The organism is Salegentibacter echinorum (assembly GCF_900129445.1).
Lineage (GTDB): Bacteria > Bacteroidota > Bacteroidia > Flavobacteriales > Flavobacteriaceae > Salegentibacter > Salegentibacter echinorum.
The window spans coordinates 131,407-146,909 of the sequence record NZ_FQVT01000004.1; the positions used below are offsets into that span (position 1 = coordinate 131,407).

Consider the following 15,503-nt stretch of genomic DNA (forward strand, 5'->3'; position numbering starts at 1 on the left):
TCAATTATGAAAGATAAATATATTAAAACGGCAGTCTTCGGAATTTTTGCTTTATTTCTAATTGGGTGCAGCGAAGATTTCCTGGATGTAGAATCGAAAGAAAATATCGCAGCTGAAGATAGAGATGAAAATTTTGTGCCAGAAGATTTTGTAAACGGTATTTATGGAATGTTTACAGAATGGCCTTATGCATTTTCTTATTTGGGAATTACTGAAATTATATCAGATAATGGTGATAAAGGAGCCAATCCCGGTGGAACTGGTGCAGATAAACATTTTTTGGATGATCTGAATTTTACAAGTACAGTACCATCGGTGGAAGCTATGTACACGCACTGGTACAAAACTATTGGTAGAGCTAATTACGCTATTGCGTATTCCGAGCTGGAATCTACCGATGCTGAAATGCAGAAGCGAATAATAGGTGAAGCGAGGTTTTTGAGGGCTTATACCTATTTCTTTTTAGTGCGATCCTTTGGGGCTGTCCATATTCAGGGAGAAATAACATTTGAAAACGGAGAACCGGTAATTGACCCCGAGGCAGATCTTTCTGTACGAAACTCTAAAGAAGAAGTATATAACTATATAAAGCAAGATCTTTTATATGCTATGGATGCCCTGCCCGCTAAAAGCGAATATTCAACAGCAAATCTTGGTCGTGCCACAAATGGTGCTGCGACAGCTTTATTGTCTAAGGTACATTTATATCAGGAAAATTGGGCTGATGCACTGAAATATGCAGATGATGTAATTTCATCTGGCGAGTACAGTTTAGAGCCAAATTACGAGGATATTTGGCGTGAATATTCGGAAAATGGGTCTGAATCTATTTTTGAAATTCAAGCACGTGGCGAACCTATCGCCCATGGAGTGCAACAGTATTCTACCACCCAGGGAGCTCGTGGCACCAGTGGCTGGGGCTGGGGATTTAATAATCCCTCTCAAAGCCTTGTCGATGCATTTGATGCCCAGGGTGATGAGATTAGGAAGAACGCAACTATAATTTTTGCAGGTGAAATACTGTGGGATGGGAGAGAAGTGAGCTCTTCTGTAGAAAATCCGCGCTACAATGAGAAAGCATATTCTAGTGCTAATGCAGGTGCCGGGGATGGAGATAAAAATATAAGGGTGATTAGACTTGCCGAAGTTTACCTTATTAAGGCAGAAGCTGCAAATGAATTAGGACAGACCGATGTCGCTGAGACCGCTTTGAATAAGGTACGAAATAGAGTGGATTTAAATAATGTAACTGGATTAGGTCAGGCAGAGTTGAGAAAACAAATTTGGGAAGAACGAAGACTTGAATTAGCTTTTGAACATGATCGTTGGTTCGACCTTATTAGAACTGGTCAGGCTGAGGCTGCCATGGCAGCAGACGGTAAAGACTTTAAGGAAAAACATAACTTGTTTCCTATTCCTGAGGATCAATTAATTCAAACACCAGATATGCCTCAAAATCCAGGATGGTAGTTTGAATATATTCTTGTTGTTGAATTATGAAAGCTGTTCTTAGAATGATTAGAGCAGCTTTTTTTTAAATATAGTAGTAGAAAATAATCACTGTAGTGTAATCTAACTATTACTTGTGAGATGAGGTGTCTTTCCAACTAGGAGGAACTTTTTCTCTTGTGGAAGGAATGAAAATTTTTACTCCGATAACTGCTAATCTTGAACCTTTCTACTGCCCGTCAAGATAGGCTATAGCCGAAAGGTTCTGAATGAATAAATTAAGATTAAGATATTGTCAACGACTGTTAAAAATTGGAGTCAGAAATAATGAGTTAGTAAATTTGCTTATTTCTATAGAAACAAAATTTTTGATTTAGCTAAAAAAGATGACATTTTTCAGAATTATGATAAGGTTGTTTTTGTTTAAGATGTGATAGTATTCAAGTTTAGAAACTCTTAATCAAAAAAAATAAGTAATAATATCACTTAGAGTTTTACTAACAAAAATTAAAGGACTAATTAAGCGCTTTTTGTTACCATTTAGGAGTGAAATTATTTAAAATAACGGTTCAATAAAACATCATAACTAGGAATTTTCAAAATTATATTTAACAAATAAATCAGTCATAAAATTATGATATTTTTAGTTTTGAGTAGTGATTTTTATGAAATTTTACCACAACAATACTACTACAAATAGTTTTTTACGGCGTTTTTATTTACATCACCTAGTTGCTAAGTGTTTGTCGATCAAAATTGTATGTGTTTTTATATTATGATGTATCAGTTGTGTACTACATCGTTTGCGATTTCAGTTCATTCGGGCTTATCTTTAAGTTAAAATTCAGTAAAATTTAACCGTATGAAACTAAAGCTATTTTCCATTTTTATGATCCTGATTTCAGGTTTTGGATTTGCTCAGAATTCCAAAACAGTGACAGGGGTTATTATGGACGAAAATGAAATCCCTTTACCGGGAGCAGAGGTAAAGGTGATTGACAAGGAAATTTATTCTGTAACCGATTTCGATGGGAATTACACCCTGGAAAATGTCGAAGTAGGAGATGGAGTAAGGGTAACTTACTTAGGTTTTGTTGCCCAGGAATTTACTATTCAGCAAAAAAATGAGTACAACATTACGCTACAAGAAGATGCAGCTCAATTAGATGAGGTTGTAGTAGTTGGTTATGGTAAAGCAAAATCGCGGGATTTGGCAGGAACTATAAGCAACCTAAAAGCAGACGAAATTAACGATTCGCCAACCAACTCAGTATTGCAGGCTGCCCAGGGAAAGCTGCCCGGGGTGCAGGTAATTAACGATGGTGCACCGGGAAGTGTAGGCCAGGTAAGAATTCGTGGTTCTATCTCAGTTCTGGGGGGAGCAGATCCTTTGTATGTAGTAGATGGTGTGATTACCGATGATATTAGTGGTATTAATAATAACGACATTCAAAGTATGGATGTACTTAAAGATGCTTCATCTACCGCAATCTATGGTGCCAGGGGTGCTAATGGGGTAGTATTGATTACTACTAAATCTGGTAAAGGAAAATTGAAAGTTTCCCTTAGTTCCACTACCGGTGTAAACGTACTATCCAATCAGGTAGATCTGGCAAATGCCAGGGAGTATGCGCAATATACCAATGAAGCGCTGGCCAGAATTGATAAGGATCCTGCGTTTACAGAAAGTGAAATTGCTAATTTGTCCTCTACCAACTGGATGGACAATATTACCAGGGATGGGATCTTTCAGAAATATTCAGTATCGGTTTCAGGAGAAACCGACGAAGCCGATTACTATCTTTCTGCCGGTTATTTAGACGAAGAAGGTACACTTAAAGGAAATTCCTACGAGCGTCTATCTGTTCGTTTAAATAATACTTATAGGTTAAATGATAATATTAGGGTGGGGCACAACATCAACTTAATAAGGTCAAGGGGTTTCAATCCCTCTACCGCCGCTTTTGATGGTGATGTGCCTCCATTAAATGTATTTACTACTGCCTATAAACAATCACCAACTATTCCTGTAAGGAACGAAGATGGAACGTTTAGAAATACCAACCTGAACAACGTTGGGAACCCGGTAGCAGAAGGACAAAACAACAGTAGTGTAAATGAAAAGGTGCGTATCTCTGGAAATGTATGGGGAGAAGCCGATATTTTCGACTGGTTGACTTTCCGCTCAAGTTTAGGGGTAAACGTATTGAGACAAAAAATTAGGGCTTATGCAGCGCGTTATCAAATTGCTAACGAAAGTAGTACGCAATTTAATAACCAAAATCAAACTTTAAGGATTCAGGATAATGATGCTGAACGCTTTAACTGGGATAACTTCTTTACTATAGATAAGAGGTTCGAGAAGCACAGCTTCAACTTAACCCTGGGCTTAACTTCCGAACGTTTTACTTCAGAATACCTATCTGGTTCAAGACGAGGCGTGCCACCTAGTGACAACCTTTTATATTTAAACCTTGGAGAGAAAGAAGGACAGAATGTAGAGAACGGAGGGGATAAATCTACCAGGGTAGCTTATTTTTCCAGGTTACTATATAACTATGATTCCCGCTATGTTTTTAACGCTACGATTCGTAGGGAAGGTTCTTCTAAATTTAATAAGAATCAACGTATTAAATATTATCCTTCTTTTGGTCTTGCCTGGAATATTAGCAACGAAAGCTTCTTTGATAATCAAACTACGCTAAGTAATTTAAAATTACGTGCCAGTTATGGTCTTATAGGAAATGATAGGATAGACTCCGGTCAATTCTTGCAATTGGTAGATTTTAGCCAATATCCATTCCCTGGTGGTGTGGTTACCGGTGGAACATCTATTGAGCGTTATGACGACAATCTCAAATGGGAAACTACCAAAGAACTGGACCTTGGTCTTGAGTTCGGATTCTTTCAAAACCGCTTAACCGGTCAGTTTACTTATTACAATAAAGAGACAGAAGATATTCTTTTCCCACTTGCCCTGCCGCAAACTTCTGGTGATAATGAGTTTATCACTAACGCCGGAAATATTAAAAACGAAGGAGTAGAGTTTTCTATTAACTGGGGGGAACAAGCTGAAGATGATGGCTTTGGGTATAATATTGGCTTTAATATCACTGCCAATGACAACGAGCTTTCTAAAATTAACCCTGTAATTGAAAATGCATCGCCTTTTATTACCAGTGGTAGTTTGAACAACGGTAAAACAGTTACAAGAACCGTTGAAGGAAGAGAGCTGGGAACTTTTTGGTTATATAAAACCGATGGTGTTTTTGAAACTCAAGAAGAACTGGATAACAGTAACCAACCAAACGCTAAAATTGGGGATTTCCGTTATGTTGACGTAAATGGCGATGGTCAAATTTCACAAGATGACCGCCAGTTTATGGGCTCTTACCAGCCAGATTTTTACTATGGTATAAACGTGTCGCTTAATTACAAACAACTGGATTTCTCTACAGATTTATTCGGAAACGTAGGAAATAAGGTGTATAACGGACTTAGAGCGAACCGTTTTAATGGAGAAAACATTGACAAGGCGCTATTTAACGAACGTTATGTACCCGGCAATGGCTTCCAGGGAGGTCCGGCTGCTTTTAATGCGGTGCCAGAACCATCAGATTATTACTTAGAAGATGGTGATTTCCTAAGGGTAAATAACATTACGCTGGGATACACATTTAATCAGGACTTTTTAGACCTTATTAAAATATCACGATTACGTATTTATGCAACCGCACAAAATGCGTTAACCTTTACTAATTACAGTGGTTACAACCCAGAGTTGCCAAGAGGTGTGCTCGATTCTGGTTTAGAATTGAATGCTTACCCAACTACCGCTAAATATTTGTTAGGTATTAATCTTGACTTTTAAAAAAAATAAGAAATGAAGAATTTTAAAATAAATAAAACGAACTTAATCAAAACCATGGCTGCTTTTGTAGCCGTGGGGATGGTTTCCTGTTCAGACGATTATCTGGAAGTGCCAACCGAAGGAAAGCCTACGGTAGATAGTGGCTATTTTCAGGGAGACAATATTATCAAGCCTTTATACTCATCATACAATCATTTATTAGATTACAGTCAGCATTCTTTTTCTTACATAGGAGTGACCAGTATTACTACAGATGATGCAAACAAAGGAAGCGCACCGGGAGATACGGGAGCAGATAAGGATAAGTTAGAAAACTTCACTTTTGATGCTACAGATCCTTCTTTTGAAGGTTTATGGGGTGCAAATTATAAAGGTGTGGCTTATGCCAATACCGGAATAAACATTGTAACCGATCCCGTAAATGGAGCAGAAGAAGCAGAGAAAGACGCTTTAGTTTCAGAGTTTCGCTTCTTTAGAGCTTACCATTACTGGAGCCTGGTGCGCATTTTTGGTGGAGTGCCAATTGTAACTGAAGATACAGACCCTAATGATGAAAAAACCTTGTTAACTCGTAGAAGCAAGGAAGAAGTTTATGAGTTTATTGTGGCCGATTTACAGAATGCTGCGGAAGGCTTACCCTTAACCCCACCGGAAACAGGCCGGGTTAGTTCTGGTACAGCCAAAACACTTTTAGCCAAAGTGCAAATGTACCGCGGTAACTGGCAGGAGGTACTTGAGCTTACTAATGAGGTAATTGCTTCTGGACAGTATGCACTTCATCCTAATTATGAAGAACTTTGGAGAATTCAGAATGAAAACACTGTAGAATCAATTTTTGAAGTACAGGGTAGCGCTTCAGAAAACCTGGCGATAAATAATTTTTCTGCAAGTCAAAGTGTTCGCGGTCAATGGGGATGGGGCTTTAATACTCCTTCTGAAGACCTTGATAATGCTTATAGGGCTCAAAATGATGACATAAGAAGGGAAGCTACTATTATTTACAGGGGTGAAGTGATGTATGATAATGAGCTTTACAAAAACGATGAAAACGTAAGCGCAATCGTAAGTGAAGATGCACCTAATCCTCGTTATAGCGAGAAAATGTATTCCAGCCCGTTAAACGTGAATAGAGCAGAGCAAAATATGATCGTTTTACGTTATGCCGATGTTTTATTAATGAATGCTGAGGCAAATAATGAACTGGGTAATTCTGGAGAGGCTTTAAACAAGCTTAACCAGGTGAGAAGCAGGGTAGAACTTCCTGCAGTGACCACTTCGGGACAGGCAGAACTTAGAAAGATTATTTGGCAAGAACGCCGTCTGGAATTTGGGATGGAGTTTGATCGTTATTTCGATGTTGTGCGCCAGGGCAGGGGACCAGAAGTATTTGGTCCGCTTGGGTTCCAGGCAAACAAACACGAGGTTTTCCCAATTCCGCAGGAACAGATTAACCTGTCTGGCGGTTTACTGGAGCAAAACCCGGGTTACTAATTTTAAAATTATGAGTTAGCTTTAAAATATGCTGCATTCTCACCATACAGTGCAGCATATTTTTTCCTTTATAAACACAGAACAATGAAAATATCCAGGCTTTTTAATATCATTCTCTTAGGCTTACTTCTGGTAGCCTGTAATAATAAGAAGACAAAAAACACCGATTCTTCAAATAATACTGAAGAAGAAACTACAACATTAAGTGATGAAGAGTTGTTGGATATTGTACAAAGACAAACCTTAAAATATTTTTGGGACTATGCCGAGCCAAATTCCGGAATGGCACGGGAACGCTATCATCCAGATGGAGTTTACCCAAAAGATGACGCCCACGTTGTCACTACCGGAGGTTCTGGGTTTGGGTTAATGGCGATCGTTGCCGGGATTGAACGGGGTTTTATTCCCAGGGACGAAGCCGTGAAAAGATTAAATAAAATTGCCGATTTTCTTGAAAAAACAGAAAAATACCATGGGGCATTTCCGCATTGGATAAATGGTGAAACCGGTGAGACTGAAACTTTTGGAAATAAAGATAATGGAGGGGATATTGTAGAAACCTCTTTTTTAGCCCAGGGTTTTATAGTGGTTAGAGAATACTTAAAAGACGGTAATGAAGAAGAAAAGAGCGTTGCTAAGAAATATGATCAACTCTGGAAAGGAATAGACTGGAATTGGTACACTAATAACCGGGAGGGTCTAATTTGGCACTGGTCTAAAGAGTATGATTTTGAAAAGGATTTCTTTATTGAAGGCTATAATGAATGCCTGGTAACTTATGTATTGGCAGCAGCTTCGCCAACGCACGCAACAAATCCAGAGGTATATCACAATGGCTGGGCGCGAAGCGGAAATATTGTTTCCAATAAAGAAGCCTATGGTATTCCGTTAATTCTAAAATACAATGTTGTTGGGGATAAAACAGGGCCTTTGTTTTGGGCACATTATTCTTATACGGGGCTTAATCCCACCGGTCTTTCAGATAAATATGCCAATTACTGGGATTTGAATGTAAATAATACCAAGATTAATTATGAATATGCCCAGGAGAACCCTAAAAACTTTGAAACCTACAATGAAAATTCCTGGGGCATAACGGCTAGTTACACCAGGAGAGAAGATAATAGTATTGGCTACACGGCCCACGCGCCAGATAATGATAGAGGAGTAGTAGCGCCTACCGCAGCAATTAGTTCTATTCCTTATACGCCAGAATTATCCCTGCGGGCTATGCGCTATTTTTATGAAGATAAGCACGATCTTTTATGGGGTCCTGCAGGTTTTTATGATGCCTATAGCTTAGAAGATGAAGACTGGGTGGCGCAAAAATATCTGGCAATAGACCAGGGGCCACAAGTAGTGATGATAGAAAATTACCGTTCAGGGCTTATTTGGGACCTGTTTATGGGAGCACCTGAAGTAAAAGAGGGACTGGATAAATTAGGATTTAAATATTAAAATTGATTTTAACAGAAACCTCACAGGTTTTTGAAACCAGTGAGGTTTTTAGCTTAATTAGCATACTAAAACTGATGAAGATGAAAAGAAAATTAATTTTATTGTTTTTATGTTTTCCGGTACTGGTTTTTTCTCAGAACCATGAACAATTTAAGAAAGAACAATTTACCAAAAACGGCGACACCCTGAATTATCGGGTGATGTTTCCAGAAGGTTTTTCTGAAGAAAAAGAATATCCATTAATCTTGTTTCTTCATGGAGCGGGAGAGCGAGGAAATGATAATGAATCACAATTAACCCACGGTAGTGAAATGTTTCTGAAAAATCGAAATAAGTTTGAAGCTATTGTAATATTTCCGCAGGCTCCAAAAGAGGATTACTGGGCGAGAGTAGATGTAAATAGAGAAACCATGCCGCTGCAATTCGATTTTCAGAATAAAAAAACAGCGACAAAATCCCTGCAATTGGTAATGGGTTTAATGGATACTATGAGTAGCAAGGACTTTGTAGATACTAACAGGATTTATGTTGGCGGTCTATCTATGGGAGGTATGGGGACTTATGAGATTTTGTATAAAAGACTTAATATGTTTGCTGCGGCATTTGCCATTTGTGGCGGCGCAAATCCCGAAATAGCCAAAGCTTATCCAAAAGATTTCAATATTTGGATTTTCCATGGAAAGAAAGACGATGTAGTACAGCCAAAGTATTCTGAAGCTATGGCCAGGGCTATTAATCACCATGGCGGGAATGCGAAATTATCGCTTTATCCAAACGATAATCATAACAGCTGGGATTCAGCTTTTGCCGAGCCTAATTTGTTACCGTGGCTGTTTTCACAAAAGCGCACGCCATAGAAAAACAGTTAGCAATTATTAATCTGCTTAAGATATAAAAAATGAAAAGTTTCAATTACATATTTATTACGGCGGCTTTATTATTTAGTTTCCTTGTTCAAGCGCAGGAATCAGAGGAAATAGTGCCAGAAACTTATATCAACCCTTTAGACCTGGACTATACTTATATGGTTTATAACTCCCACCGTAACCTTTCCTATCGTTCGGGTGCCGATCCTGCGGTAATAGAATTTCGTGGAGAATACTATATGTTCGTTACCCGGTCTTTTGGTTATTGGCATTCTACCGATTTAATAAATTGGGAATTTATAAAACCAAAACAATGGTTTTTTGAGGGCTCCAATGCCCCAACCGCTTTCAATTATAAAGATTCCCTGGTTTATTTTGCCGGTGATCCTGCAGGTTATGGAAGTATTCTCTATACCGATGATCCTAAAAAAGGAGAATGGACACCAACTGCATCTATATCAAACAATATCCAGGATTCAGAATTATTTATAGATGATGATGGGAAGACCTATTTGTATTGGGGCTCGTCTAATGTTCATCCCATAAAGGTAAAAATGCTGAATAAAGACGATCGTTTTATTGAAACCGGCGTGGAAAAAGAGCTTATTAATCTGGTAGAAGAAGAACACGGCTGGGAGCGTTTTGGACAGAATAATTACCATCCCACTTTAAAAGAAGGTTATATGGAAGGTGCTTCCATGACAAAACACGATGGTAAATATTATTTGCAATACGCAGCCCCCGGGACGCAATTTAATGTGTATGCCGATGCCGCTTATGTAGGAGAATCGCCGTTAGGACCATTTAAATATATGAAAAACAATCCTATGAGTTTTAAGCCCGGCGGCTTTACCAATGGTGCCGGACACGGGATCACTATGCAGCAAACTAATGGGCAGTATTGGCATTTTGCCACCATGGCCCTGGCCTCCAATTCCCATTGGGAGCGTAGGTTAGCTATGTTTCCTACCTATTTTGATGAAGAAGGTTTAATGTACACGATTACCGCTTATGGGGATTATCCTTTGTACGGTCCAAATCATCCCACGAAAGCGGGGCTACACAATGGTTGGATGTTGCTTTCTTATAAAGGGAAAGCCACGGTTTCCTCTTCACAAATGCAGGTGAGAAAGAGTACCGCCACCGACGGTGATTATGATATTACTGAAATGCCACTGGAAAAAAACGGTAAAGGTGAAATTATTTCGAAAGTATTAACCGATGAAAGTCCGAAATCTTTTTGGGTAGCTGAAGCCAATGACGATAAACAATGGGTTGAGATTGAAATGCTTTCCCCCGGTAATATTTATGCTTTTCAGTTGAATTTTCACGATCAGGAGTCGGGTATTTATACCCGTACTGAAGGTCTGCGCCACCGGTTTACCATAGAAGTTTCAAAAAACGGTAATGACTGGGAAACTGTTGTAGATAGAAGTAATAGTTTTAAAGATACGCCAAATGCTTACATCACCTTAAACCAGCCTGTAGAAGCAAAATATGTGCGCTATAATAATATTGAGGTGCCGGGAAATAACTTTGCATTATCAGAAATTAGGGTTTTTGGAAAAGGTCTGGGCAGGAAGCCAGGAAAGGTTAGAGGCTTTAAAATCTCCCGGCAAGAAGACCGTAGAGATGCTTCTTTTTCCTGGAATGCGGTAAAGGGAGCCCAGGGCTATAATATTCGCTGGGGTATTGCGCCAGATAAATTATACCAGTCGTGGTTAATTTATGATGAAAACGAACACTTCATGCGCAACCTGGATCGGGATACCGAATATTACTTCAGTATTGAAGCTTTTAATGAAAATGGAATTTCAGAACGCTCTAAAATAATACACGTAGAATAAAAATTTTGTTGATTAATTAAACCTATAAATATGAGAAATATTGTAATGTCAATTAGCCTATTTCTTCTGGCAGGAACATTCGTGCTACAGGCACAAACAAAAATTCCGGAAGTAGAAGAAATACTCAAAAAAATGACCTTAGAGGAAAAGATAGGTCAGTTAAACCTGGTTACTCCCGGGGGCGGTGTGGCTACCGGCTCGGTAGTGAGTGAAGGTGTGGAAACCAAAATTAAAGAAGGTAATGTTGGCGGTGTTTTTGGCGTTTCCAGCCCTGAAAAAGTGCGCCAGGCGCAGGAATTGGCCGTAAAAGAATCCCGTTTGGGAATTCCTTTATTAATTGGATCTGATGTGATTCACGGGTACAAAACTACCTTTCCTATTCCCCTGGGACTTTCGTCCAGCTGGGATATGGACCTCATTAAAGAAACGGCACAAATTGCCGCAAAAGAAGCAACTGCCGATGGGATTAACTGGAACTTTTCACCAATGGTTGATATAGCACGGGATCCTCGTTGGGGTAGAATAGCGGAAGGAGCAGGAGAAGATCCATATCTTGGTTCGCAAGTAGCCAGGGCCATGGTAGAAGGTTACCAGGGCAACGATTTTACAAAACCCGCAACTATGCTGGCTACTGTGAAACACCTGGCTCTCTATGGAGCATCGGAGTCTGGGCGTGATTACAACTCGGTAGATATGAGTAAGCTAAAAATGTTTAACGAATATTTGCCACCTTATAAAGCCGCGGTAGATGCCGGTGTTGCCAGTGCGATGACCTCTTTTAACGATATTCACGGCGTGCCCGCCTCCGGTAATAAATGGTTATTAACCGATCTATTGCGTGAGCGTTGGGGGTTTGAAGGTTTTGTAGTTTCAGATTATACTTCGGTAAATGAAATGATTGCCCACGGCCTGGGAGATTTACAGGATGTTTCAGCTTTAGCGATTAATGCGGGGCTGGATATGGATATGGTTGGGGAAGGTTTTCTAACTACATTGAAAAAATCTGTAGATGAAGGAAAGGTTTCTGAAGAACAGATTACCAGAGCAGCGCGAAGAATCCTTGAAGCAAAACATAAATTGGGGCTTTTAGACGATCCTTATTTATATTCAGACGACAGCAGGCCCCAGAAAGATATTCTTTCCGAAGAAAATAAAGCAGTAGCCAGAAAAGCGGCAAGACGTTCTTTTGTTTTACTTAAAAAACATGAGAACACCCTACCCCTGGCCAAAGATGCTAAAATTGCTTTAGTGGGAGCTTTAGGCAACAATAAGAATAATATGCTGGGAACCTGGGCGCCAACCGGAAATCCACAACTTTCCACGCCTATTTTAGAAGGAATGAAAAATGTGGCGCCAAATGCTAAAATTACGTATGCAAAAGGGGCTAACATTAGCAACGATACGGCATTCGCTAAAAAAATTAATGTGTTTGGCCCTCGTATTGAAATTTCAGATGAATCTCCCGAAGAATTACTAAAAGAAGCCATGGAGACTACAAGAGATGCCGATGTGATTGTAGCAGTGGTTGGAGAAGCTTCTGAAATGAGTGGAGAGTCTGCCAACCGTACCAATCTTAGTATTCCAGACAGTCAGAAGAAGATGATCCGTGAATTGGTAAAAACAGGAAAACCTGTGGTGTTAGTGTTAATGAGCGGAAGACCTTTAGTTATTTCTGAAGAAATGGATTTGCCGGTAAGTATTCTTCAGGTTTGGCATCCCGGTATTGAAGCCGGTAATGCTGTGGCCGATGTACTTTTTGGAGACTACAATCCCAGCGGAAAACTCACCGCTACCTGGCCTCGCAATGTAGGACAAATTCCTATTTATTACAGGATGAAGACAACCGGAAGACCGTCTGCTTCTCCAGATGAATTTCAGAAATTTAAATCGAATTATTTAGATGTGGGAAATAGCCCTTTGTTGCCATTTGGATATGGTTTGAGCTACACCGAATTTGAATATGGAGAAACCACGCTAAGCGCCGATAGTATGAATGAAAACGGAAGTATAACCGTGACTACTACTATTAGCAATACCGGCGATTATGATGGAGAAGAAGTGGTACAATTGTACATTCACGACAAAGTGCGAAGTATCACTCCGCCCATGAAGGAATTGAAAGCGTTTAAGAAAATAATGCTGAAAAAAGGCGAGTCTAAAGAAGTGACTTTCCAGCTAACGGCCGAAGAACTTAAATTTTATAACGCAGATTTGGAATATGTATTAGAACCCGGGGAATTTGAAGTATTTGTAGCCGGAAGTTCAGATCACGAGTTTACCAATACGTTTTCGGTAACCGAATAAAACCGCATAATAGAGTATAGAAATTTCTTTTATTGATTTTTTAAAACCGTTGAGTTATTTATTAGCTCAGCGGTTTTTTTTGTGAAATGTCTTTGTTTCTTTTAGACAGCTACAAAAATGGGCGATATTGAATTAATGCATTGAAGTTTAAAGAGTAAGAAAAGTTGCCACGAATACACAAATATTTAGTGTTTTAAAGGCTTTTAGCTTTAAAAAAATGATCCACGCCGATTAAATTTATCTGTTTTTCTTTACAACACTAAGCGCTGCTCCCATCCTTGAAATCGAAAACTTTTTGAGTCAATATTAAGTTTCGACCTGCGCTAAATTGAACATACGCCCTATTTTTAAACTTTGGTATATGCAAATAAAATTAATGTCTAGAAATTATTTCCAAACTTCTACCTGTAATTTTTCTTCATTAAGAAAAACCGAATTAAAGAAATCGAATACTTCAGATAAATAGTCAAAAGGCATCCCGGAATGTTCGTGTTTTCCGCCTTCAAAACTATAAAGCATATAAGAGGTATTCAATTCTTTTAATTTTTCAGTAATTGTTTTGGCACCATCCAACATAATATAGCCTGGTTGTTTGCGGTTGCACCAGTGATGAGGAGCGGTTCCATAAGGTACCAGATTATCTTCGGTTCCGTGGAAAAAGACCCCTGGAATGGCATTTTCTTCGTTAATATACCTTGCATCCACCAATGCGCCGGCCAGGGAGAAAACCCCAGCGAAATCAAAATTTTGGTATCGTGAGACATCGCTAAACATTAAACGTTCGTTGTAAACTGCATTTAGCACAGCTTCTGCACCAGCACTACTTCCGCCAACGATAACTTTAGATGGGTCTATACGATACGTGTCTTTTTGCTGAACCATATAATTTACAGCATCCATAAAATCTTCTGCAGCCAGTTGAAAAGTTTCCATTTTTCCTTCAGCTTTATAATCGCAACCAAAAGATTTGCCTTTTCGGGTAAGACGATAGGAAATTTGCACGGCAACATAGCCTTTTCTGGCTGCTGCTTTGGCAAAATTAACTTCGTTGGGATTGGTGCGCGTACCACCTGCAAAGCCCCCGCCGTGCATAAAAATGATTATCGGACGGTTTTGCATGGTGTCTTTTGCCGGTTGATAGATATCGAGTTTTAAATCTACGCCATCTTTTGTTGCATAGGTTTGGGTTTCGATGTTTTGTAGCTGAAAAATATCTTGCGTAAATCGACTCTGTGCTGACCCTGAAACACTTATAAATAACAATAGGATAAAGAGAAGCTTTTTCATAAATAATGGTTTTAATAATTTTCAAGTTACTTAATTTTGAAGCAGGAATTAGTGCTAAAATTAATTTTAAAATTTTATCTTCGCTGCTGAAATTGATTTTCTGTACAATCAGAAATAAATAGGAAAAGAGTATGAGTCTACAAGATAAGGTAATGACAGAGATGAAGGTGGCGATGAAAGCTAAAGATCGCGAAAAGCTGGAAGCTTTAAGATCTGTAAAAAGTGCTATTTTGTTGGCAAATACCGAGAGTTCTGCAAAAGACGGGCTTACCGAAGAAGAGGAATTAAAGCTTTTACAAAAACTTGTAAAACAGCGTAAAGAAAGCGCGGTTATCTATAGGGAACAGGGCAGGGAAGACCTGGCAGAACCCGAAGAAAAACAAGCTAAGGTAATTGAAACTTTTCTCCCCGAACAATTAAGTGAAGCTGAGATTGAAGCAAAAGTTGATGAGATAATTGCTAAAACCGGTGCTAGCGGAATGAAAGATATGGGAAAAGTGATGGGAATCGCTTCCTCTGAACTAACCGGCAAAGCTGACGGAAAAACAATTTCGGCAATAGTTAAAAAGAAGTTAAGTTAGCAGTGAATTATAAAAAGTCATCGCGGTCACGAATTATTCGTAATTTTTGACAACTGAATACCGGCCCCGTGGCGCAACTGAATAGCGCATCAGATTTCGGCTCTGAGGGTTGCAGGTTTGAATCCTGCCGGGGTCACTTAAAAAAAACGCAATTTGCTTTAAAATAGTGGGTTGCGTTTTTGTGTTTTAAGAGGTTAGTTCTTGTGTAGTCCACATTTTTATACTTAATACCAGTTTTTTGTATAGATCTATAAAATAAATGTCTTGTTTTCTGAGGTTCAAAGTGATAGCTGTTTTTACTCGTAAAAGGAATTATATGTAAGCAAAATTGAATGTAATACTAGTTTGA

At 39.0% G+C, this 15,503-nt stretch carries 9 protein-coding genes and 1 tRNA gene; 9 read left to right on the forward strand and 1 reads right to left on the reverse strand.

Annotated elements, in window-relative coordinates:
* Window positions 1-6: 6 nt before the first annotated feature.
* From BUA71_RS08460 to bglX, 7 genes are all read left to right on the forward strand, one after another.
* Window positions 7-1,470 carry a RagB/SusD family nutrient uptake outer membrane protein gene (locus tag BUA71_RS08460; protein WP_072878635.1) on the forward strand — a complete coding sequence of 488 codons (1,464 nt, stop codon included), beginning with the start codon at window positions 7-9 and terminating at the stop codon, window positions 1,468-1,470.
* 841 nt (window positions 1,471-2,311) lie between these two features.
* Window positions 2,312-5,320, forward strand: coding sequence for a SusC/RagA family TonB-linked outer membrane protein (locus BUA71_RS08465; RefSeq protein WP_083572061.1), 3,009 nt, complete (start codon window positions 2,312-2,314; stop codon window positions 5,318-5,320).
* Window positions 5,321-5,332: 12 nt separating this feature from the next.
* A complete protein-coding gene (locus BUA71_RS08470) occupies window positions 5,333-6,811 on the forward strand; it encodes a RagB/SusD family nutrient uptake outer membrane protein (RefSeq protein WP_072878637.1) in 1,479 nt (492 codons plus the stop codon).
* An 84-nt stretch (window positions 6,812-6,895) separates the two neighbouring features.
* Window positions 6,896-8,269, forward strand: a complete 1,374-nt coding sequence (locus BUA71_RS08475) for a glucoamylase family protein (protein WP_072878640.1) — start codon at window positions 6,896-6,898, stop codon at window positions 8,267-8,269.
* 80 nt (window positions 8,270-8,349) lie between these two features.
* Window positions 8,350-9,126, forward strand: coding sequence for a carboxylesterase family protein (locus tag BUA71_RS08480; protein ID WP_083572069.1), 777 nt, complete (start codon window positions 8,350-8,352; stop codon window positions 9,124-9,126).
* A 41-nt stretch (window positions 9,127-9,167) separates the two neighbouring features.
* Window positions 9,168-10,982 carry a family 43 glycosylhydrolase gene (locus BUA71_RS08485; protein ID WP_072878642.1) on the forward strand — a complete coding sequence of 605 codons (1,815 nt, stop codon included), beginning with the start codon at window positions 9,168-9,170 and terminating at the stop codon, window positions 10,980-10,982.
* Window positions 10,983-11,012: 30 nt separating this feature from the next.
* Complete coding sequence (gene bglX / locus BUA71_RS08490; protein WP_072878644.1) at window positions 11,013-13,286, forward strand: beta-glucosidase BglX; 2,274 nt, start codon at window positions 11,013-11,015, stop codon at window positions 13,284-13,286.
* Between the two features lie 387 nt (window positions 13,287-13,673).
* Here the strand turns inward: bglX and BUA71_RS08495 are convergent, their stop codons facing one another.
* Entirely contained in the window at window positions 13,674-14,573 is a 900-nt protein-coding gene (locus BUA71_RS08495) for an alpha/beta hydrolase (RefSeq protein WP_072878646.1), read from the reverse strand.
* Window positions 14,574-14,704: 131 nt separating this feature from the next.
* On the opposite strand from BUA71_RS08495, the gene BUA71_RS08500 reads away from it, so the two are divergent.
* Both BUA71_RS08500 and BUA71_RS08505 read left to right on the forward strand, forming a co-directional pair.
* Entirely contained in the window at window positions 14,705-15,154 is a 450-nt protein-coding gene (locus BUA71_RS08500; protein ID WP_072878648.1) for a GatB/YqeY domain-containing protein, read from the forward strand.
* A 62-nt stretch (window positions 15,155-15,216) separates the two neighbouring features.
* Window positions 15,217-15,290, forward strand: a tRNA-Arg gene (locus BUA71_RS08505).
* The last annotated feature ends 213 nt before the right edge of the window (window positions 15,291-15,503 follow it).

Coding starts and splice junctions, on each gene's coding strand:
- BUA71_RS08480 (WP_083572069.1), top strand. CDS start 8,350: ATGAAAAGAAAATTAATTTTATTGTTTTTATGTTTTCCGGTACTGGTT.
- BUA71_RS08500 (WP_072878648.1), top strand. CDS start 14,705: ATGAGTCTACAAGATAAGGTAATGACAGAGATGAAGGTGGCGATGAAA.
- BUA71_RS08470 (WP_072878637.1), top strand. CDS start 5,333: ATGAAGAATTTTAAAATAAATAAAACGAACTTAATCAAAACCATGGCT.
- BUA71_RS08460 (WP_072878635.1), top strand. CDS start 7: ATGAAAGATAAATATATTAAAACGGCAGTCTTCGGAATTTTTGCTTTA.
- BUA71_RS08495 (WP_072878646.1), bottom strand. CDS start 14,573: ATGAAAAAGCTTCTCTTTATCCTATTGTTATTTATAAGTGTTTCAGGG.
- BUA71_RS08485 (WP_072878642.1), top strand. CDS start 9,168: ATGAAAAGTTTCAATTACATATTTATTACGGCGGCTTTATTATTTAGT.
- BUA71_RS08465 (WP_083572061.1), top strand. CDS start 2,312: ATGAAACTAAAGCTATTTTCCATTTTTATGATCCTGATTTCAGGTTTT.
- bglX (WP_072878644.1), top strand. CDS start 11,013: ATGAGAAATATTGTAATGTCAATTAGCCTATTTCTTCTGGCAGGAACA.
- BUA71_RS08475 (WP_072878640.1), top strand. CDS start 6,896: ATGAAAATATCCAGGCTTTTTAATATCATTCTCTTAGGCTTACTTCTG.